The sequence below is a fragment of the Kocuria sp. CCUG 69068 genome, from assembly GCF_020833785.1.
GTDB classification, from domain to species: Bacteria; Actinomycetota; Actinomycetes; order Actinomycetales; family Micrococcaceae; genus Kocuria; species Kocuria rosea.
In genome coordinates this window covers 23692-44304 of record NZ_PDDL01000022.1, presented here as the reverse complement: position 1 = coordinate 44304, position 20613 = coordinate 23692, and the positions used below count along the sequence as shown (strand labels likewise).

Below are 20613 nucleotides of genomic sequence, written 5' to 3'. Positions count from 1 at the left end.
CGGGGGCCGGGGCGGCGGGCACGCGGGCCGCGCGCTCGGCCGTGGAAGGGGTGGTCAGGGGGTTCACAGGGGTCCTCGGAGGATGTGCGCACCGTCCCCCCTCCCGGTGCGCCCGACCCGGACAACAGGGTCCAGTCTACCGCCCGGACGCCCCGCTGCCAGGGGCGGCGGACCGGCCGCCGTAGGTGATCTCCGCCGCGCCCACGGCCGAGGCCACGTACAGGCAGGGGCGGTCGTCGGGGACGGCGGCGCAGACCGTGGCCGCCGTGAGGTCCTCGGGGTCGCGGTCGTCCGCGCCGGCCACCGCGGGGGTCCACCAGTCGGCGTCCGGGACCGCGGCCTCGACGGCCCCCGCCCGGGTGGTGACGGCCACGCGCCGCGGGGCCTCGCCCACGAGCCGGACCTCGGTGGCCCCGACCTCGGTGTGCACGTCCAGGTCTTCGCGGACCCGGATCCCGTCGAGGTCCACGGCGCCGACCTCCGAGGACGCCCACAGGGTGCGGGCGCTGCCGCTCGCCTCGATCACGCCGGCCTCCGTGTCGAGCCGGACGTCGCCGAAGTCGCCCTCGACGCTCAGGGCGCCGGCGTCCCCGGAGAGCCGCAGGTCCACGGGCTCGTCCGCGGCCGGGACGGTGATCCGCACGTGCATCCCGCTGCCGGCGCCCGGCCAGGAGCGGGACGGGAGGGCGTCGATGCTCAGCCGGCCGTCCTCGACCCGGGGCTCGGGGGCGCTCTCGAGCCGGAACCCGGCGTACACGGACTCCACCCGCAGATCGGGCACGTCGGCCGTCACGACCTCGACGACCGCCGACCGGCCGTCGACCACGACCGTGTCCACGGACTCGGTCACGGTGGTGTCCACCCGGTGCTCCTGGACGGACAGGGACGCGGCGGCGGTGGCGCCGCCGGCGCCCAGCAGGAGGAGGGCGCCGATGCCGCCGAGCACGGCGGTGGGGACGAGCCAGGCCGTGCGCTCGTTGTCGCTGACGACGTCGTGGGAGGAGTCGTGGGCGGCGGGGTGCTCGGGGTGGGTGCTCATGGCCGGTGCTCCTGGTGGGACGGGTTTGCGGACGGGGTGTGGCCGGGCCCGGGGTCCGGGTAGCCGAGGTAGCGCAGGACCGCACGGACGCGGCGGTTGCCGCCGTCCTCGTGGGCGAGGCCCAGCTTGGTGAACACGGAGCGGATGTGCTTCTCCACCGAGGACTCGGTGAGGAAGAGGTTCGCGGCGACCGAGGCGTTGGAGAGCCCCTGGGCCATGAGCCCGAGCACCTCGTGCTCCCGCGGGGAGAGGAGCTCCAGGTCCTGGCGGTGCCGCGAGCGCACGAGCAGCTGGGAGACGACCTCCGGGTCCAGGACGGTGCCGCCCGCGCCCACGGTCTCCACGGACTCGAGGAACTGGTCGACGTCCGCGACCCGGTCCTTGAGCAGGTACCCCAGCCCGTCCCGGCGGGACGCGATGAGCTCCGAGGCGTAGCGCTCCTCGACGTACTGCGAGAGCACGAGCACCGCGATCCGCGGGTGCTGGGAGCGGACGAGGACGGCGGCGCGGATGCCCTCGTCCGTGAACGTCGGCGGCAGCCGCACGTCCACGAGGGCGAAGTCCGGCTCGTGCTCCTCGACGGCCCGGAGCAGGTCCTCCGCGGTGTCGACGTCGGCGACCACCTCGTGGCCGGCCTCGGTGAGCAGGCGGACGAGGCCCGCGCGCAGGAGGACGGCGTCCTCGGCGATGACGATGCGCATCAGGATCCCGCCCCCCGGTCGACCGGCAGCTCGACGGTCAGCTCGGTCGGCCCGCCCGCGGGGGAGTCGAGGAAGAAGTGCCCGCCCGCGGAGCGGATCCGGTCGGCGATCCCGGACAGGCCGCCGCCGGGGACCACCACGGCGCCGCCGCGGCCGTCGTCGGCGATCCGGGCGACCACGCGGGTGCCTCCCGCGGGATCGGTCTCGAGGCCCACCCGCACCGACGCGGCGCCGGCCTGGGCGTGCTTGACGATGTTGGCGATGCCCTCGGAGACCGCGAAGTACACGGCGGCCTCGGTCTCCGGCGCCAGCCGCGGCACCCGCACGTCCACGGCGACCGGGACGGGGGACTGGGCGGCCACGGCGGAGAGGGCGGCATCGAGGCCCCGGTCCTCCAGGACCGCCGGGTGGAAGCCCCGGGCCAGGCGGCGCAGCTCGGCGATCGCGGCCTTGGTGGTGGCATGCGCCTCCCCGATGAGGTCCTTGGCCCCGGCGGGGTCGTGGTCGATCCGGCGCTGGGCCATCGACAGGTTCATGGCCACGGACACGAGCTGGGGCTGCACGCCGTCGTGCAGGTCGCGTTCGATCCGGGAGCGCTCGGTGCGGGCGCCGCGGACGGCGGTCTCGCGGGCGGCCGCGGCCTCGGCGGCCCGGCGGCGCAGCTCCGCCGCCTCGTCCACCCGGAGCAGCAGCCGGGACAGGCCCCGGTGCGCGGCCACGGCGAGGACCACGACGAGCAGCCCGAGGAGGGCCATGGTGATCCCGGTCAGGACCACGGCCCAGTCCGGCCAGGTCCCGACCACCTCGGAGGGCCAGAGCGGGTTGTTCGGCGCCGCGTAGAGCGGCGCGAAGGCCAGGGCGACGGCGGCGCCGGTGCCGGCCAGGGCCGCCACGGCGACCCAGCCCAGGACCGTGGTGAGGAGCAGGTGCAGCAGTCCCGTCCAGAACGCGGCGTCGGAGACGTCCAGCCACCACTGGTGGACGATCCGCCAACCGTCGGCGCGGGGCGAGCGGCGCCGGCGCGGGGCGGGCAGGTGCAGCCCGAACGCCGCCTGCGTGCGGCGGCGCTCGACCCACTCGATCCCGCGGACCGCGTAGATCGCGGCCACGAGCAGGACCACGCCCACCAGGGCGGCGAGCGAGGCAAAGCCGGCGGAGACCAGGGAGACGAGGGCCGTCAGCCACAGCGTGCCGAGCGCGGCGTCCACCACGAGGTCGGTGGTGCCGAAGAACAGGGTCCTGGGGGACCACGGTCCCCACTCCCGGGACCGGGCCCCGGCGGCGGGGCCCGCGGGCCGGGAACCGCCCGCGGGGCGGGGGGCGTCGTCCGGGGTCCCACGACCGGTGCCGGGATCGGTGCCGGGGCTGCCCCACGGTACGGGTGGAAGGGGCCGGGTCTCGTGCGGTGTGCTCATGCCTTCACGCTACGGTCGCGGGGGTCGTCGCCGCAGCGACGTTCTCCACCTGGTGCGCCTGCGGTTTTCCGCACCCCGGTCCGGCGCTCCGGGCGCCGGCGCGGCTCAGCCGGCGTCCAGCAGGCCGACTCCCATGGCCGCGAGGGTGCCGAAGGCGACGCCCCACAGGACGATGGAGACGATCTGCCACCGGATGACGGCGTTGCGGTCCGCGCCGAAGGAGACCATGGCGGTGGCCGTGATCTGGCTGGGCAGGATGGTCTGGCCGAGCAGGCTCACGCCGGCCACACCGTACTTGTCGAAGGCCCGGCGCAGTCTCTGCTGCCGGGGCGAGGGCTCCCGGGGGTCGCCGGCGAACCTGCGGCGGAGGCCGTGCGCGCCCAGGACCAGCGCCAGCATGGAGGCGACGTTGCCGACGACAGCGGCCCCGACGGCGATCGCCGGGTCGAGGCCGGCCAGGACGCCGACGACGGACCCGAAGTAGGACTCGACGAACGGGATCGCTCCTGCCACCACCACCCCCAGCCACTGGAGCAGCGGCGGCAGGGAGGAGGTGAATTCCTGCAGGGCGTCGATCATCTGGGTCCTTCCGGGGGAGGTCGGCGCGGCCGGCCCGCGTCCGTCGCCGGGGCCGCTCCCAGCACGGTATCGGCGCGGCCCGCCCCGGGGCCTCCCCCGGCAGACGGAGCCTCGGCCGCTCCGGGCGAGGGAACCGTCAGCGGCCGCCGGCCGGCTCCGCCCCGGGGCGGAGGTGGCGGACCAGGAACCGGGCCTGGTCCTCGAGCACGCGCGAGCGCACGGGGTCCTCGTAGACCGCGAAGTGCCCCACCGGGTACGTCACGACCTCGCCCCGCGGCGCCGCCCGGGCGATCCGCGCGGCCCGCCGCGGATCCGTCTCGGTGTCCTGCTCCGCGACGCACACGAGCAGCGGCGCCCGCACCCGTTCGGCGGTGCCCGGCAGGTACACGGGAGGGTGGAGGAGCAGCCGGGGCGCGAACTCGTTGCGCCAGGACGGACCCGTCCTCACGGCGTGCTCCAGGTACCGGTCGCTGTCCGGGTCGATGATCGCGCCCACGTCCCCGGGGAGCGCGAACACCGGGATGCAGCGCGGGGGGAGCCCGCGCCGTCCCCGCAGCTCGTCGCGGACCGCGGCGGCCAGCAGCCGGACGGTGGTCCGCAGGAGCAGCCCGAGCGGGATGTGCTCCTGCTGCTTCTTGGCCCGGATCTCGCCGGCCGTGCTCTCGGAGCCCTTGCCGAACTCCGGCACCTGGGCGACCACGGCCCGGACCCGCCGGTCCTCGGAGGCCAGCCGCAGGACGTGCCCGCCGGACAGCGAGCTGCCCCACAGCGCGGTGCGGGCCGGGTCGAGGCCGGGCAGGGAGCGGGCCAGGCGCACGGCCGCGCGCCAGTCCTCGAGCTGCTCCGCGGCGTCCACGATCTGCCGGGGTGCGCCGCCGCTGCGGCCGAACCGCCGGTAGTCGAAGGTCAGCACGGCCAGGCCGTGCTCCGCGAGGCCGGCGGCGTGCTCGGCCAGCTGGTCCTGGGTGCCGGTGAAGCCGTGGCCCATGACCACGCAGGGCGCCGCGGCGCCGGCCGGCGCCGGGCGGTACAGCGCGGCGGCGCACGGGACGCCGCCCGAGTCGAACGTGAGAGCCTCTGGCATCGTGTCCTCCACCGGCCGCGGCGGGTCCTGGTGCCCGCCCGTGGGGTCCATCGTGCGCGCGTTCCGGCGCCGGTGCCAGGGTCCCGGGCGGTCAGGCCGAGGTCACCAGCTCGGACCGGCGCAGCCGGTGGCCCCGGATCGAGACCAGCCGCCGGAGTCCCGTGCGGTCCTCGAGGACCCAGGCGATCCCCAGCTGCGGGACCACCTCGCTGACCGTGCCGGTGAAGCGGGGCTGCCGGTGCTCCCAGGCCTCGATCCGATCACCCGGCCGCACCCGGGCCAGGCCCAGGATCCATCTGCTGCTCGCGGTCATGGGGAGCCCCTTCCGTCTCGTGCGCCCGGTTCCCCCATCCTCGTCCCGGCATGTGGCCGCGGCGTTTCCGGCTGGTTGACGTCCCATGTCCTCTCCTCGGTCCCGGGGGCCGCCCCGGGCCCGGAGGGAGGGCCGGCGGGGTTCAGTACTTCCGCAGCGCCACGCGCGGCTGTCCCGTCCACCGCGCGCGCAGCAGCGCCGAGACGTCCAGGAGCAGGGCCGTGAGCTCCGCGGAGCCGGGGCCCAGGGCGCGGACCACGAGGCCGGGCACCGGCAGCTCGGAGACCCCGCACCGCAGCCCCGGCACCCGGGCCTCGGCCGCGGCGAGCAGGCCGTGGACCTCCTCCACCAGCTCCCGGTCCGCCCGGGGGTCCACGACCAGCAGGGAGCCGAGGTGCGTGCGTCCCTCCAGGAAGCCGAGCCCGGCCACGGCATCCTCGCCCGGGCGCAGGCGGAGGTTGTCGAGGACCACCGTGCGCCCGCCCATCAGCACCTCGGTGCGCAGCACCACGCCGCGGTAGCGGAAGACGGTGCCGTCCGGCGCCCACCCGGGGGTGACCACCTCGCCCGCCACGAGGCAGGCCGAGGGGTCCATCGTCACGGTCGTGGACTGCACGTAGTCGGCGTCCTCGTAGGCGATGAGCTGGTCCGGCAGGTACTCGAGGACCGCGCCGGGGCCGAGCGCGAGACGCACGTCCTGGCGGGCGGGGGCGGTCGGGGTGCGGTAGACCTTGGTCGCGGACTGGGTGGTGACCAGAGCGGTGCCGGCGGCCCCGACCGTGACGTCCAGCTCGTAGCGGTCCCCGCCGAGGTACCCGCCGCCGGGATTGACGACGACGAAGCACGGCTGCCCCGACCCGTCCAGGTGGTGCGGGCGCAGCACGCGCAGGGCGCCGGCGTGGAACTGGTGGGCCGCCACGGTCCGGTCCCCGCGGGGCACCAGCACCAGCTCGAGCCGGCCCGTCGGCGCGGAGGCCGGCGCGGCGGCGGTCACGGGACCATGTCCAGCATCAGCACGTCGTGCCGGATCCACGCGAGGATCCGCTCGAGGCCCTCGTCGGTCCGGAGGTTGGTGAAGCAGAACGGGCGGTCCTTGCGGAACACGGCGGAGTCCGCGGCCATGACGTCGAGGTCGGCGCCGACGTGCGGGGCGAGGTCGGTCTTGTTGATGACGAACAGGTCGGACTTGATCATGCCCTGCCCGGCCTTGCGGGGGATCTTCTCGCCCTGAGCCACGTCGATGACGTAGATGGAGAAGTCGACCAGCTCCGGGCTGAACGTGGCGGAGAGGTTGTCCCCGCCGGACTCGACGAACACGATCTGCAGGTCCGGGTGCTGGGCGCACAGCTTCTCGATCGCGGCCTCGTTCATCGAGGTGTCCTCGCGGATCGCGGTGTGCGGGCAGCCGCCGGTCTCGATGCCCACGATCCGGTCCAGCGGCAGCACGCCGTTGCGGGCCAGGATCCTGGCGTCCTCGATCGTGTAGATGTCGTTGGTGATCGCGGCCATCGAGACCTCGTGGATCAGCGCCCGGGTGACCCGCTCCACGAGCTGGGTCTTGCCGGCGCCCACGGGCCCGCCCACGCCGATGCGCACGGGGCCGCGGCCGGTCGGCGCGGAGGGGGCGGGGGAGACGGTGGTCATGGTGAGCTCCTGGGTCGGTGCGGTCGGTGCGGTGGTGGGTCAGGACATGAACATGCGGGCCCGCTGCCAGGCGTGGCGCATCTGGGCGATCTCCAGGCCGGGACTGGTCGCCCCGGCCTCGTGGTCGGCCATGGCCCCGATCCGCTCGACGCCGCGGGCGACGTCCTCGTGCAGGGCGCGCAGCACGCGCTGGCCCGCGTTCTGGCCGATGGGGATGCCGCGCACGGCGTTCTGGGTCAGGGAGGTCACGGTCGAGAAGAGGTACGCGCCGGCCAGCTGCTCCCAGGTCACGCCCAGGCCGGCGCCCACGAGCGCGAAGGCCACCGCGGGACTGCCGCGGCTCGTCCCGGTGCGCTGGCGCTGCGCGTAGGCCAGCAGCCGGGGGGAGGGGAAGTTCTCGGCGCCGATGTCGGTCATCCGCCGGCCCATCGCGGTCGCGGCGTCCCGCACCTGGACGGGCAGGGCCTGGGCGGCCAGCAGGTCGTCGGCGCGCCACACGGCGTCGTCGTCGGCCGCCGTGGCGACCGCGCGCACCGCCCAGCCCTCCGCCGGCACCACCTGGTGGTGCAGGCAGTGCCGGACCCAGGCCAGGAAGCTCGGCTCGTCGTGGACCGTGCCGTCGTCCACGTAGGTCTCGAGCCCCAGGGAGTGGGCGAACGCGCCGGTGGGCAGGGCGGAGTCGGCCAGCTGCAGCACGGCGAGCGTCCCGGCGAGCGATCCGGCGGCGCCCGAGGGGGAGTGCTCAGTGGGTGTGCTCGGCATGGCGGAAGGGGACCTCCATCTGCCGCTCGACGCGAGCGAAGCGCACCCCGGCGCCCTGCAGGAAGGCCTCGGCCGTGTGGTCGTACTGGAGCACCATGACCCCGTCGTGGCCGGGCAGCTCGGGGACCCCGGCCGCGGGGCCGAGGAACTGGGCGGGCAGGTGCCGGTTGCCCAGGGAGTGGGCCACGAAGCCCATCTGCTCGATCGTGGCGGGCGCGACCACCAGGACGTCGGTGGGCAGGGTCGAGACGACGACGGCGCTGTGGCCGTCCCGGTGCAGGATGTCGCCGTCCCTGAGCTCCCGCCGCGAGCTCAGCCGGATCCCCACCTCGGTGCCGTGGTCGGTCACGACCCGCTGGACGCGCTTGCGCAGCTCGGGCCCGGAGAGCGCGACCCGCTCCAGGTGCAGGCCGGCGCGCTCCGGCTCGGTGAGCTCGGCCAGGTTGCCGAGGACGGCTTCGACGATCACGGGTGCGGGTCCTCTCGTGGGGCTTCGGGGTGTCTCAGGGTGTGCGGGGCCCGGGCGGCGGGCCGGTCAGAACAGGAAGTAGCGCTGGGCCATGGCCAGCTCCTCGGCGGGCTCGCACGTGGCGATCTCGCCGTCCACGCGGACCTCGTAGGTCTGCGGGTCCACCTCGATCTCCGGGGTGGCGTGGTTGTGCCGCATGTCCTGCTTGGTCAGGCCGCGGATCCCGCCCACGGGCAGCACCCGCTTGCGCAGGCCCAGGCGCTCGCCGACGCCCGCCTCGACGGCGGCGCGGGACATGAAGGTGATGGAGTTGGCGTGCGGGGCGGTGCCCTTCGCGCCGAACGCGTCCCGCATCAGCTGCGGCTGCGGGGTGGGGATCGAGGCGTTGGGGTCGCCCATGAGCGAGTGCACGATCTGCCCGCCCTTGAGGACGGCGTGGGGCTTGACCCCGAAGAACACCGGGTCCCACAGCACGAGGTCCGCGAACTTGCCCGGCTCGACCGAGCCCACGACGTCGGCGATCCCGTGCGCGACCGCCGGGTTGATCGTGTACTTGGCCACGTAGCGCTTCAGCCGGGCGTTGTCCCCGCGGCCCGTCTCCTCGGGCAGGGGCCCGGTGCGCCGCTTCATCTGGTCGGCGAGCTGCCAGGTGCGCAGCACCACCTCGCCCACGCGGCCCATGGCCTGGGAGTCGGAGGAGGTCATGGAGAACACGCCCAGGTCGTGCAGCACGTCCTCGGCGGCGATCGTCTCGGGCCGGATCCGGGAGTCCGCGAACGCCACGTCCTCGGGGATGTCCGGGTTGAGGTGGTGGCAGACCATGAGCATGTCCAGGTGCTCCTCCGCCGTGTTCCGGGTGAAGGGCAGCGTGGGGTTCGTCGAGGACGGCAGCACGTGGGGCAGGGCCGCGATGCGGATGATGTCCGGGGCGTGGCCGCCGCCGGCGCCCTCGGTGTGGAACGTGTGGATGACGCGCCCACCGATCGCGGCCACCGTGTCCTCGAGGAACCCGCACTCGTTGAGGGTGTCGGTGTGGATGGCCACCTGCACGTCGAACTCGTCGGCCACGCCCAGGGCCGTGTCGATCGCCGCCGTGGTGGCGCCCCAGTCCTCGTGGATCTTGAGCCCCACGGCGCCGGCGCGGATCTGCTCCGCGAGGGGCTCGGCGGCGCTCGCGTGGCCCTTCCCGAGCAGCCCGAAGTTCATCGGGTAGCCGTCGAGGGCCCGGAACATGCGGGCGAGGTGCCACGCGCCGGGGGTGATCGTGGTGGCGTTGGAGCCCTCGGCGGGGCCCGTGCCGCCGCCGAACATCGTGGTGATCCCGGAGGACAGGGCCGTGCCGATCTGGTCGGCGCCGATGAAGTGGATGTGGGAGTCGATCCCGCCCGCGGTGAGGATCCGGCCCTCGCCGGCGATCACCTCGGTGGAGGCGCCGATCAGGATGTCGACGCCGTCCATGATGTCCGGGTTGCCGGCCTTGCCGATCCCGCTGATGTGCCCGTCCCGGATGCCGACGTCCGCCTTGTAGATCCCGGAGGCGTCGAGCACCACGGCGTTGGTGACCACGGTGTCCACCACGCCCTCGTCCCGGGTCAGCCGCCCGTTGTGGCCCATGCCGTCCCGGATCACCTTGCCCCCGCCGAAGACCACCTCGTCCCCGGGGACCGTGCGATCGTGCTCCACCTCGAGGAACAGCTCGGTGTCCGCCAGGCGCACCAGGTCCCCGGTGGTGGGCCCGTAGAGGCTCGTGTACTGGGCGCGGGACATCTCGTGGCTCATGCCTGCTCCTTCCCGGAAGCGTCGGGGCGGGGGCCGCCGTCGGTGCCGGGGGCGTCCGTGCCGGGGGCGTCGAGGGGCCCGTTCACCCGGTTCGCGAGGCCGTGGACCTCGCGGCGCCCCGCCAGGGCGACGAGCCGGACGCGCTTGCGGTCGCCGGGCTCGAAGCGCACCGCGGTGCCGGCGGGGACGTCCAGGCGGAAGCCGCGGGCCGCCGTCCGGTCGAACTCGAGGCCGGGGTTGGCCTCGGCGAAGTGGAAGTGCGAGCCCACCTGCACGGGGCGGTCGCCGCGGTTGACCACGTCCAGCTCCATGGTGGGCCGGCCGGCGTTGATCACGACGGGCTCGGGCCGCAGGACGTACTCTCCGGGGATCACGGGCGCTCCTTCGGTGCCGGGGGCGGGCGGGTCAGCGGATGGGGTCGTGGACGGTGACGAGCTTGGTGCCGTCCGGGAAGGTCGCCTCGACCTGGACGGAGTGGACCATCTCCGGCACGCCCTCCATGACGTCCGCCCGGGCCAGGATCGTGGAGCCCCAGGACATGAGCTCGGCCACGGTCCGGCCGTCCCGGGCGCCCTCCAGCAGCTCGGCGGTGATCAGGGCGACCGCCTCCGGGTGGTTGAGCCGCAGCCCCCGGTCCCGGCGCCGCCGGGCGAGGTCGCCGGCCACGACGACCAGCAGCTTCTCCTGCTCACGGGGTGTCAGGTGCACGGCTCTCCTCGGGACGGCGGGTGCTCAGGGACAGTCGTCACCGTAGGAGCTCCGTGTTTCGGCGAGGTTCACCGGGTGTTTCCGGCACGTGCCGGGGCGCGGGCGCCCGGGCAGGCGCCCCGGCGCGTGCGCCCGCGCCGGCTCACAGGGCGAGCGCCGCCCGGGCGTGCTCCTCGGCCCGCTCCCCGGCGCGGCCGGAGGCGCTGACCCGCCCGGAGTCCAGGACGTACCAGTCCGTGGCCGAGCCCAGGGCGAAGCCGATCCGCTGCTCCACCAGCAGCACCCGGATCCCGGTGCCGGCGGCCAGCTGCAGGATCTTCTGCTCGATCTCCTGGACCACGGACGGCTGGATGCCCTCGGTGGGCTCGTCGAGGATCAGCAGGGACGGCTCGGTGATCAGGGCGCGGGCGATCGCCAGCTGCTGGCGCTGCCCGCCCGAGAGCAGCCCGGCCCGGCGCTCGAGCAGCCCCTCGAGGGCCGGGAACATCGCCAGGGACCGGTCGACGGCGGCCCGCCCGTTCCGCCGGCCGTCGGCCACCACCTGGAGGTTCTCCCGGACGCTGAGCCCGCCGAAGGAGCGCTGGCCCTGCGGGACGTAGGCCATGCCGCGGCGGACCCGGGCGTGCCCGCTGAGCCCGGTGATGTCCTCGCCGTCGAGCAGGATCCGGCCGGAGGTCACCCTGTTGAGGCCCACGACCGCCCGCAGCAGCGTGGTCTTGCCCGCCCCGTTGTGGCCGAGGAGGGCGACCACGGCGTCCCCACCGACGGTGAGGTCCACGCCGTGGACCACCTCGGTGCGGCCGTAGCCGGTGTGCACGTCCTGGAGCTCGAGCATCAGGAGTCCCCTTCCCGGGAGTCGGCTGCGGTGGCGGCGGCGGTGGCCGCGGTGCCCAGGTAGATCTCCTGGACCCGCGGGTCGGCCTGCACGTGGGCCACGGAGCCCTCGCTGATCACCCGGCCGTCGGCCATCACGGTGACGGAGGTGGCGTAGCGGCGCAGGAACTCCATGTCGTGCTCCACCACGATCGTGATCCGGTCGCCGCCGATCCGGCGCAGCAGCTCACCGGTCTGCTCCCGTTCTTCGTGGCTCATCCCGGCCACGGGCTCGTCGAGCAGCAGAACCTGCGCCTTCTGCACGAGCAGCATCCCGATCTCGAGCCACTGCTTCTGCCCGTGGGCCAGCACCCCGGCCGGGACGTCCCGCAGGGCGGAGAGGTTGATGATCTCGAGGGCCTCCTCCACCTCCCGGGACACGGACCGCCGGGCGGCGAGCAGGGACAGGGGCGGGCGGCCGGCCTCCGCGGCGATGTCGAGGTTCTGCAGGACCGTGAGCTGCTCGAAGACGCTCGCGGTCTGGAAGGTGCGGCCCACGCCCAGCCGGGTGATCCGGTGCGTCCTGCGGCCCACCAGCTGGTGGCCGTCGTGGTCGATCGACCCGCGCGCCGGGACGAGCCCGGTCACGGCGTCGATGAGGGTGGTCTTCCCGGCGCCGTTGGGGCCGATGAGGAAGCGCAGGTCGCCCTGGTTGACCACGAGGTCCACGCCGTCCACGGCCGTGAAGCTCCCGAAGGACACGGTGAGGTCCGTGATCTCGAGGTAGGAGGGGCGGCCCGTGCGCAGCCCGCCGGGCTGCGGCGGGGTGCGGCCCAGCAGGGAGCTCCTCCACTCGGGGCGGCGCGCGGACAGCATCTCGGGGCGTGCGGCGGCGTTCATCGGGCCTCCTCCGCGGCCAGGGCCGCTGCCGGGGTGGGGACGGGGTCGTCGGGGGTGGTGGCCCCTCCGGAGTCGTGGCCGTCGCCGTCGCCGGGGGCGGTCGCGGGGGTGCGGCGACGACGCCGGAGCACACCGGGCAGCGAGGCGATGCCGCCGGGCAGGAACCCGACCACCAGCACGAAGAGCAGGCCCTGGAGGTACACCCAGAAGGACGGGAACGCGGAGGCCAGGGACGTCTCGGCGAAGGACACGGCGATCGAGCCGAGCACGGGCCCGAGCAGGGTCGCGCGGCCGCCGACGGCCACGCCGATGAGGAACGCGATGGACGGGATCACCCCGACGTCGGCGGGGGAGACGATCCCCACCACCGGGACGAACAGCGCCCCGCCGATCCCGGCCATCACCGCGGCCAGGACGTAGGCGGCGGTCTTCACGAGGGCAGGATCTCGGCCGAGGAAGCGCACGCGCTCCTCCTGGTCCCGCACCGCCACGAGCAGCTCGCCCCACCGGCTGCGGTGGAGCTGCCAGGTGAGGGCCACCATGGCCAGGAGCAGCGCCGCGGTGACGAGGTAGAGGAGCAGCTGGTTGCGCGGGTCGGCGAGGTCGTAGCCGAACAGGGAGCGGAAGCTGCTCAGCCCGTTGGAGCCGTTGGTGAGGACGGGCTGCCCGATCAGCCAGACCGCGAAGGCCGCGGCGAGGGCCTGGGACAGGATCGCGAAGTAGGCGCCCTTGACCCGCCGGGTGAAGATCGCCAGGCCCAGGGCCGCGGCCACCGCCGCCGGCACCAGGACCACGCCGAGCACGGCGGCCACCGGGTGGGCGAACACGGCCCACACGGCGGGCAGCTCGGTGACGCCGTTCTGCCGCATGAACTCGGGGACCTGCTCGCCCAGCAGCCGGGTGTCCGCGAGCTGCAGGTGCATGGCCATGATGTAGGCGCCGAGGCCGAAGAACAGGCCCTGGCCCATGGTGAGCATCCCGCCGCGGCCCCAGGCCAGGCCGATGCCCACGGCCACCATGGCGATGCACAGGTACTTGCCGAGCAGGCCCAGGCCGAACCCGCCGAGGGTCAGGGGGGCCAGGACGAGCAGCAGCAGCGCGCCGAGGGCCAGCCCGGCGGCGGCCCCCCGGGGCCCGGTGAGCCGGTCGCGCCACGCGGCGGCGGGACGGGGTGCGCTGGTGGTGCTCATGCCAGACCTCTCGTTCGGACGCTGAAGATCCCCTGGGGGCGCAGCTGCAGGAAGGCGACCACGGCGACCAGCACCAGGACCTTGGCGATCGAGGCGGTCGTGGAGTACTCGACGAAGGCCTGGAGCACGCCCAGGCCCGCCGCGGCGAGCACGGCCCCGCGGATCTGGCCGATGCCGCCGGCGACGACCACGAGGAAGGCGTCCACGATGTAGGTGGTGCCGAGGGTGGGGCTCGTGGAGCCCACGAGGGTCAGCGCCACCCCGGCCACGCCGGCGAGCCCGGAGCCGATGAAGAAAGTCAGCTGGTCGGTGCGCCGGGAGGAGATCCCGCTGACCTCGGCGAGGTCGCGGCTGATCACCACGGCGCGGATCCGGCGGCCCAGGGAGGTGCGGTGGAGCACGAGCGCGAGGGCGGCGACCACAATGACGGCCAGGGCCAGCAGGAACACGCGGGACGCCGGGACCGGGACGCCCAGGACCTCCACGGGGCCCTGCAGCAGCTCGGGCAGCCGCACGTCCACGCTGGGGGCGCCGAAGACGTCCCGGGCCACCTGCTGGAGGACCAGGGACACCCCGAAGGTGACGAGCAGCGTGTCCAGCGGCCGGTGGTACATCCGCCGCAGCAGCAGCCCCTCGACCAGCAGGCCGAGGGCCCCGCCCACGAGGAACGCGATCGGGATCGACAGCAGCAGGGAGACCCCGGCGTGGCCGAGCACCTGCTGGACCGTGAACGCGGTGTACGCGCCGGCCATGATGAACTCGCCGTGGGCCATGTTGATGACGCCCATCTGCCCGAAGGTCAGGGACAGCCCCACGGCCGCGAGGAGGAGGATGGAGCCGAGGCTGAGCCCGGCGGACAACTGGCTGACGATGACTTCCATGGACGGCTCTTCTCTCGGTCTGCGGGGCGTCGGGGGCGGTGCCGGCGGCGGCGGGGCGGCTCAGCCGGAGACGCCGTCGGCCCAGTCGTAGCCGGTCAGGAACGGGTCGGGGGCCACGGGCTCGGCGGCCTCCTCGACCGTCTCGATCAGCCCGTCCTCGCGGATCCGGCCGATGCGCGGGGTCTTGGTGACGTGCTGGGTCTCCCCGTCCACCTCGACGGTGCCCTCGGGGGCCTCGACCACGGTCCCGTCGGCGGCCTCGCGCACGGCGTCGACGTCGAAGGACCCGGCCTTCTCGACCATCGCCCGCCACAGGTGCACGGACGTGTAGGCGGCCTCCATGGGGTCGCTCGTGACCCGCCCGCCGCCGTACCGGTCCTGGAACGCCCGCACGAACCGCTCGTTCTCGGGGGTGTCGACGGTCTGGTAGTAGTTCCAGGAGGTCAGCTGGCCGGCGACGTTCTCCACGCCGATCCCGGGGACCTCCTCCTCCGCGACCGACACGGACACCACGGGCACCTCACCGGCTTCGAGGCCCACGGAGGTGTACTGGCGGAAGAACGCCACGTTGGAGTCGCCGTTGAGGGTGTTGAACACCGCGTCGGCGTCCGAGGCCAGGAGCTTGTTGACGATGGTCGAGAACTCGGTCGAGCCCATCGGCACGTACTCCTCGCCCACCACCTCCATGCCGTGGGCCGCGGCGTAGGCGTTGATGATCCGGTTCGCCGTGCGGGGGAAGACGTAGTCGCTGCCCACCAGGAAGATCCGCCGGTGCCCCTGCTCCCGCAGGTGGTCGAGGGCCGGGACGATCTGCTGGTTGGTGGTGGCCCCGGTGTAGAAGATGTTGGGGGAGGCCTCGAGCCCCTCGTACTGCACCGGGTAGAACAGCAGCGAGTCCTGGGCCTCGAAGACCGGGAGCATGGCCTTGCGGCTCGCGGAGGTCCAGCCGCCGAACACCGCGGCCACGCAGTCCTGCCGGATCAGCTTGGCGGCCTTCTCCGCGAACACCGTCGGCTCGCTCGCGCCGTCCTCGGTGACGGGGTCGAGCTCCTTGCCGAGCACCCCGCCGTCGGCGTTGATCTCCTCGATCGCGAGGTTCAGGGAACGGTTGACGGTCGTCTCGCTCACGGCCATCGTGCCCGAGAGGGAGTTGAGCAGCCCCACCTTCACGCTGTCCCCGGAGGTGTCCACGCACGAGCTCGAGGGTGCCTGGGCCGCCTCTGCGCTCGGCCGCGGGTCGTACTTCGCGCCGCACCCCGTGAGGAGCGTGGCGGCCACGAGGGCCGGGATCAGAGCGCGCCGTGCGGGGACCGTCATGCCGTCCTGCTTTCCGGGGAGGAGTCGCTGGGTGCCGGGCGGCGGTCCTGCGGGCAGGACCCGGTCCGCCGGGATGGGAGCGACGCTAGCCAGCCGGGATTTCCGGGGTGCGGCGCAGAGGTTTCCCGGCGATGTCGGACGCGGCGCCCGGTTTCGGGCGTGTGTCGACCGGTCCCGCAGCGGCGCCGTCCGAGGGAACTCCGTATGCTCAGGACAGATGGAGAGCGCGGTCCGCCGGGACCGCCCCGGTGCTGGGAAAGGTCGTGCGGCGATGTCCCCCTCGGTGCGCCCGCTCGCGGTGGCGGTGCTGACCGCGGCCCTGGTCACGGGGTGCGGCTCCGGGTTCCCGAAGGACCCGGAGGGAACCCTCGACCGGGTGCGCGGCGGTGAGCTGCGGGCCGGGGTCTCGGAGAGCTCGCCCTGGACGGAGGTCGCCGACAGCGGCCGTCCCTCGGGGGTGGAGGTCGAGCTGGTCGAGGAGTTCGCCGAGCGGATCGACGCCGAGGTCGTCTGGTCCTCCGGCGCCGAGAGCCACCTGATCCGCTCGCTCGAGGGCGGCGACCTCGACGTCGTCGTCGCGGGCCTCACCGAGACGTCCCCCTGGGAGAAGCACGCCGCGCTGACCCGCCCGCACACGGAGATCGAGACGGGGGACGGCCGCACCGAGAAGATCGTGCTGGCCACCCGGCTGGGGGAGAACGGCTTCCTCACCGAGCTCGAGACGTTCCTGGTGGAACGGGAGGAGGGGTGATGTCGCAGTCCGGGGCGAAGGCCCGGTTCGGGTCCACCGAGCTCACCGGCGCCCAGGCGCGCACCCTGGCGCGTGCGGTGCGCCTGGAGAAGATCACCCTCGGGGTGCTCGCCGTGACCGTGGCCGTCGTGGCGCTCGTGGCAGGGCAGTCCCAGGCCATGAAGGTCGCCTGGATCGAGGACTCGCTCTCGTTCCTGCCGCCCCTCGCCTTCCTCGTGGCGGTCCGCGTCGCCGGCCGGCGCCCCACGCCGCGCCACCCCTACGGCTACCACCGCTCCGTGGGCGTGGGCCACCTCGTGGCGGCGGTCGCGCTCCTGGCGATGGGCGCGTTCCTCGTGGTCGACTCCGGCTCCGGGCTCCTGCGGGGCGAGCGGCCTCCGATCGGGGTCACGAACCTGTTCGGCACGCCGGTGTGGTCCGGGTGGCTGATGGTGGCGGCGATGACGCTCACCAGCATCCCGCCGGTGGTCCTGGGCCGGATGAAGATGAGGCTCGCGGAGGAGCTCCACGACAAGGTGCTCTACGCCGACGCCGACATGAACAAGGCGGACTGGATGACCGGCCTGGCCACGGCGGTCGGTGTGCTGGGCATCGGGATGGGCCTGTGGTGGACGGACGCGGTCGCGGCGCTCGTGGTCTCCGCGTCGATCCTCAAGGACGGGGCCACGAACCTCAAGGGGGCCGTCGCCGACCTCGTGGACTCCCGCCCGACCACCTACGACGACGCCGCGCCGCACCCTCTCCTCCAGGAGATGGAGACGGTGCTGCGCCAGCAGCCCTGGGTGCAGGACGTGGGCGTCCGGGTCCGCGACGAGGGCCACGTCTTCCACGTGGAGGCCTTCGTGGTCCCGGCCGAAGGGGTCGTCCCGACGCTCGAGCAGCTCGCGGCCGCCCGGAAGCGCTGCGCGGACCTGGACTGGAAGATCGAGGACGTGGTGCTCGCCCCCGTGGCGGAGCTGCCGGAGGACCAGGTCCCGCGCTGACGCGCTCCCTGCCCCTGCCCGAGGGGTCTTGTCCCGAGGCCGTCCGGGCTGTGTTCCGACAGGAGGCGACCCCTCGGCAGGGATGTGGGTGGAACCGGACCCCTCGGCGGGGTCAGATCTTCAGGTGCACCAGGCTCGGCCCCTCGACCGCGAGCGCCTCGACGACCTTCTCGGCCAGGTTCTCCATGGTGGCCTCGAACCCGGCCGCGCCGAAGGCCTCCGCGAGCGCGGGCCAGTCCGGCTGCCGCAGGTCCACGGCGAGCGGGTCGATGTCCCGGTCGGTCATGTTCTGCCGGATCTCGCCGTAGCCGCCGTTGTCCACGCACACGATCGGCAGGTCCACGCCGAGCTCCACGGCGGTCATCAGCTCCTGGATCGAGAACATCAGGGCGCCGTCGCCCACGAGGCACAGCACGGGCCGGTGCGGGGCGGCGAGCTTCGCCCCGATCGAGGCGGGCAGGCCGTAGCCCAGGGTCGCGTAGGTCCCCATGTAGAGCAGGGAGTGCGGGAGCTGGGCGCGGAAGAACGTGGTGGAGCCCAGGTAGGTGACCTGGGAGGAGTCGCCGCCGATGATCGTGTCCTCGGGCACCACCGCCATGATCGTCTCGTTGAGCGCCGCGAGCTCGGGCGCGGTGCGGCGGCCCTCGTCGTCGAGCCGGGCGAAGACCTCGGTGAGGTCGCGCGGGGGGCGCGGGGCGAGCGGGCCGATCGCCTCGAGGAGCTGCGGGACCACGGCCGCGGAGTGGCCGGGCAGCTCGATGTCCGGGTCCAGGTTGCACAGCATCTGGTCCCGCATGATGTCCACGCGCACGACCGGGCCCCGCGGCGTGATGTCCCCGCCCCACAGCTCGGCCTCGCCCACCTTCGAGCCGATCACCAGCAGGGCGTCGGCGGAGCGCAGGAACTCGTGTGCGGTGGACAGGCGCAGGTCGGCGCCCAGCGAGAGGCGGTGCCGCTCGGGGATCGCGCCCTTGCCGTTGGTCGTGGTGATGACCGGCGCCTCGAGCAGCTCGGCGAGCTCGAGCAGCCGCGCGCCGGCGGCCAGCGAGCCGCCGCCCGCGAGGATGACAGGGTGCTCGGCGTCCCGCAGCACCTCGGCGGCGCGGCGCACGTCGTCGACCGGCGCCGGCTGCGGGGCGCCGAGCCGGCGCGGGGCCACCTGCCGGTCGGTGTAGTCGAGCTCCGCCTCCAGGACGTCCAGCGGGATCTCGATGTGCACCGGCCGGGGGCGGGAGTGGGCGAAGTCCCGGAAGGCGTCGTGGACCATGGTCACGGCCTCGGCCCCGCTGGTGACCCGGCGGCTGCGGCCGACGATCGCGTCCACGGCCGCGGACGGGTTCTTCGTCTCGTGCAGCGAGCCGATGTCCCGGAAGTCGTGGCCCACCGGACGGCCGGGGGACAGGATGATCATCGGGCGGGACTCGGCGTAGGCCGTGGCCGCCCCGGACAGCGAGTTGAGCAGGCCCGGCCCGGACGTGGTGATGACGACGCCCGGCAGCCCGGAGACCTGGCTCCACCCGTCGGCGCCGTACGCGGCGCCCTGCTCGTGGCGGGTGGTGACCGCCCGGATGCCCAGCTCGCGCAACGGGCGGTAGAACTCGAGCGAGTGGGTCCCGGGGATGCCGAAGACGGTGTCGACGCCGTAGCCCCGGAGGGTCTCCAGCACGGCACGGGCGGTGGTCCTGCGGGCGGTCATGAGCGGTCCTCCAAGGGGTGGGGCGGGTGGTGTGGGGCAGGTGGAGCAGATCGGGCCGGGCGGATCGGGCCGTGCGGCGGGCGCTCAGCCCTCCCCGGCAGTCCGGTCCTTGACGTAGAGCAGGCGCTTGTTGACGAACTCGTCCATGCCCAGCGGGCCCAGCTCCCGGCCGTAGCCGGAACGCTTGACCCCGCCGAAGGGCATCTCGGCGCCCTCGGCCTCGGCGGCGTTGACGGCGGCCATGCCCGCGTCCAGGCCCTCGGCGAGTCGGCGCGCCCGGTCGGGGTCCGTGCTGAAGACCGCCCCGCCCAGGCCGTAGGGGGTGTCGTTGGCCAGGGCGAGCGCCTCCGCGTCGTCGGCCACCCGGTAGACCACGGCCACGGGGCCGAAGAGCTCCTCGTGGTGGGCGGCCATGTCCGGGGTGATCCCGGTGAGCACGGTGGGCTCCAGGTACGCGCCCGGGCCCTCGAGCAGCCGCCCGCCGGCGTGCAGGGTGGCGCCGGCGTCCACGGCGGCCCGGATCTGACGGGCCAGTCCCTCGGCCGCGGCCCGGGAGGACAGGGGGGCGAAGGTCCCGGGGGCGGCCTCGGCCGGGTCGCCCGGGGTCAGCGCCTCGGCCTGGCGGGTCAGCTCGGCCACGAACTCGTCGTAGAGGTCCGCCATGACGATCATCCGCTTGTTGGAGTTGCACGCCTGGCCCGTGTTGCCCATCCGGGTGGCGAAGGCCGTCCGGGCGGACTCGCGCACGTCGTCGGTGTCGAGCACGACGTAGGGGTCGGAGCCGCCGAGCTCGAGGACGACCTTCTTCAGGTTCCGCCCGGCGATCTCGGCGACCTTCGCCCCGGCCCGCTCGGAGCCGGTCAGGGACACCCCCTGGACCCGCGGGTCGGCGATGATGTCCGCGACCTGGTCGTGGCTCGCGAAGACGTTGGCGTAGGCGCCGGCCGGCACCCCGGCGTCGTCCATCAGCTGCTGGAGGGCCAGGGCCGCCCGGGGGCAGGACTCGGCGTGCTTGAGCAGGATCGTGTTGCCCAGCACCAGGTTGGGGGCGGCGAAGCGGGCCACCTGGTAGTAGGGGTAGTTCCACGGCATGATCCCCAGCAGCACCCCCACAGGACGCTTCTGGACCACCGCCCGGCCGCCGCCGGAGGCCGTGATGGGCTGGTCCGCGGCCAGGGCCGGGCCCTGCTCGGCGAAGTACGCGAAGATCTCGGCGCAGAACGCGACCTCGTCCCGGGCCTCGGCGAGCGGCTTGCCCATCTCCTCGGTGATGACGGCGGCCAGCTCCTCGATCCGTTCGGCGAACAGCGTCCCGACGCGGGCCGCGACGGCCGCCCGCTCCTCGATCGGCAGGGTCCGCCAGGCGCGGAACGCGGCGTCGGCGCCGGCCAGGGCCTCCTGCACCTGGGCATCGGTGGCGGTCGGGTGCTCGGCCAGGACCCGGCCGGTCGCCGGGTTGACGGACCGGTAGGCGGACGGGGCGGTGGATCGGGCGTCGGCGGTCATGGCGGGGTCTCCTCGGGAGTGATCGGATGTCGTCGTCGGCGTCGGCGTCGGCGTCGGCGGCGTCGGCGTCGGTGGCGTCGTGG

Annotated in this window: 22 protein-coding genes; 2 read left to right on the top strand and 20 right to left on the bottom strand. The window is 74.3% G+C overall.

Translation table 11 applies throughout. The features are described 5' to 3' along the window. Positions 1-136: 136 nt before the first annotated feature. The 18 genes from CRM73_RS06635 to urtA form a co-directional block, all read right to left on the bottom strand. Positions 137-1039, bottom strand: a complete 903-nt coding sequence (locus CRM73_RS06635) for a hypothetical protein (protein ID WP_017834786.1) — start codon at positions 1037-1039, stop codon at positions 137-139. Beyond that, positions 1036-1740: a response regulator transcription factor gene (locus tag CRM73_RS06630; protein ID WP_017834787.1), complete on the bottom strand. Its 705-nt coding sequence runs from the start codon at positions 1738-1740 to the stop codon at positions 1036-1038. The genes CRM73_RS06635 and CRM73_RS06630 overlap by 4 nt, the downstream gene beginning before the upstream one ends. Then, entirely contained in the window at positions 1740-3155 is a 1416-nt protein-coding gene (locus CRM73_RS06625) for a histidine kinase (RefSeq protein WP_109221334.1), read from the bottom strand. Before CRM73_RS06625 ends, CRM73_RS06630 begins: the two co-directional genes overlap by 1 nt. A 105-nt stretch (positions 3156-3260) precedes the next feature. Continuing rightward, a complete protein-coding gene (locus tag CRM73_RS06620; RefSeq protein WP_017834789.1) occupies positions 3261-3734 on the bottom strand; it encodes a hypothetical protein in 474 nt (157 codons plus the stop codon). A 136-nt stretch (positions 3735-3870) separates the two neighbouring features. Then, positions 3871-4818 carry an alpha/beta hydrolase gene (locus CRM73_RS06615; protein ID WP_229587209.1) on the bottom strand — a complete coding sequence of 316 codons (948 nt, stop codon included), beginning with the start codon at positions 4816-4818 and terminating at the stop codon, positions 3871-3873. 91 nt (positions 4819-4909) lie between these two features. Beyond that, complete coding sequence (locus CRM73_RS06610) at positions 4910-5131, bottom strand: hypothetical protein (RefSeq protein WP_109221332.1); 222 nt, start codon at positions 5129-5131, stop codon at positions 4910-4912. Positions 5132-5273: 142 nt separating this feature from the next. Further along, on the bottom strand, positions 5274-6125 hold the full coding sequence (locus CRM73_RS06605; RefSeq protein ID WP_035923288.1) for an urease accessory protein UreD: 852 nt from the start codon (positions 6123-6125) through the stop codon (positions 5274-5276). Continuing rightward, complete coding sequence (gene ureG / locus CRM73_RS06600; protein WP_017834793.1) at positions 6122-6775, bottom strand: urease accessory protein UreG; 654 nt, start codon at positions 6773-6775, stop codon at positions 6122-6124. Before ureG ends, CRM73_RS06605 begins: the two co-directional genes overlap by 4 nt. Positions 6776-6814: 39 nt before the next feature. After that, the gene (locus tag CRM73_RS06595) at positions 6815-7537 is read right to left on the bottom strand and encodes an urease accessory UreF family protein (protein ID WP_229587208.1); all 723 of its coding nucleotides are present in this window, start codon (positions 7535-7537) and stop codon (positions 6815-6817) included. Next, complete coding sequence (locus CRM73_RS06590; RefSeq protein ID WP_017834795.1) at positions 7518-8006, bottom strand: urease accessory protein UreE; 489 nt, start codon at positions 8004-8006, stop codon at positions 7518-7520. Before CRM73_RS06590 ends, CRM73_RS06595 begins: the two co-directional genes overlap by 20 nt. Before the next feature lie 66 nt (positions 8007-8072). After that, entirely contained in the window at positions 8073-9785 is a 1713-nt protein-coding gene (gene ureC / locus CRM73_RS06585) for an urease subunit alpha (protein ID WP_229587207.1), read from the bottom strand. Continuing rightward, positions 9782-10159 carry an urease subunit beta gene (locus CRM73_RS06580; RefSeq protein ID WP_109243089.1) on the bottom strand — a complete coding sequence of 126 codons (378 nt, stop codon included), beginning with the start codon at positions 10157-10159 and terminating at the stop codon, positions 9782-9784. Before CRM73_RS06580 ends, ureC begins: the two co-directional genes overlap by 4 nt. Positions 10160-10190: 31 nt before the next feature. After that, entirely contained in the window at positions 10191-10493 is a 303-nt protein-coding gene (locus CRM73_RS06575) for an urease subunit gamma (protein ID WP_017834798.1), read from the bottom strand. A gap of 142 nt (positions 10494-10635) precedes the next feature. Continuing rightward, positions 10636-11328, bottom strand: coding sequence for an ATP-binding cassette domain-containing protein (locus CRM73_RS06570; RefSeq protein ID WP_035923281.1), 693 nt, complete (start codon positions 11326-11328; stop codon positions 10636-10638). Continuing rightward, positions 11328-12206 (bottom strand): urea ABC transporter ATP-binding protein UrtD, encoded by an 879-nt coding sequence (urtD, locus tag CRM73_RS06565; protein ID WP_197722654.1) that lies wholly within the window; start codon positions 12204-12206, stop codon positions 11328-11330. The genes CRM73_RS06570 and urtD overlap by 1 nt, the downstream gene beginning before the upstream one ends. Then, positions 12203-13396 (bottom strand): urea ABC transporter permease subunit UrtC, encoded by a 1194-nt coding sequence (urtC, locus tag CRM73_RS06560; RefSeq protein WP_229587205.1) that lies wholly within the window; start codon positions 13394-13396, stop codon positions 12203-12205. Before urtC ends, urtD begins: the two co-directional genes overlap by 4 nt. Continuing rightward, positions 13393-14277 (bottom strand): urea ABC transporter permease subunit UrtB, encoded by an 885-nt coding sequence (gene urtB, locus CRM73_RS06555; RefSeq protein WP_095651215.1) that lies wholly within the window; start codon positions 14275-14277, stop codon positions 13393-13395. The genes urtC and urtB overlap by 4 nt, the downstream gene beginning before the upstream one ends. 60 nt (positions 14278-14337) lie before the next feature. Further along, positions 14338-15594, bottom strand: coding sequence for an urea ABC transporter substrate-binding protein (urtA, locus tag CRM73_RS06550; protein WP_095651214.1), 1257 nt, complete (start codon positions 15592-15594; stop codon positions 14338-14340). A 271-nt stretch (positions 15595-15865) separates the two neighbouring features. On the opposite strand from urtA, the gene CRM73_RS06545 reads away from it, so the two are divergent. Next, positions 15866-16345 carry a transporter substrate-binding domain-containing protein gene (locus tag CRM73_RS06545; protein ID WP_229587204.1) on the top strand — a complete coding sequence of 160 codons (480 nt, stop codon included), beginning with the start codon at positions 15866-15868 and terminating at the stop codon, positions 16343-16345. Beyond that, entirely contained in the window at positions 16345-17328 is a 984-nt protein-coding gene (locus CRM73_RS06540) for a cation diffusion facilitator family transporter (protein WP_229587203.1), read from the top strand. Before CRM73_RS06545 ends, CRM73_RS06540 begins: the two co-directional genes overlap by 1 nt. A 112-nt stretch (positions 17329-17440) precedes the next feature. On the opposite strand, the gene CRM73_RS06535 is transcribed toward CRM73_RS06540, so the two are convergent. Together CRM73_RS06535 and CRM73_RS06530 are read right to left on the bottom strand one after the other, a co-directional pair. After that, entirely contained in the window at positions 17441-19024 is a 1584-nt protein-coding gene (locus tag CRM73_RS06535; protein WP_017834806.1) for a thiamine pyrophosphate-binding protein, read from the bottom strand. A gap of 84 nt (positions 19025-19108) precedes the next feature. After that, positions 19109-20530, bottom strand: a complete 1422-nt coding sequence (locus CRM73_RS06530; protein WP_229587202.1) for an NAD-dependent succinate-semialdehyde dehydrogenase — start codon at positions 20528-20530, stop codon at positions 19109-19111. Between the last annotated feature and the right edge of the window lie 83 nt (positions 20531-20613).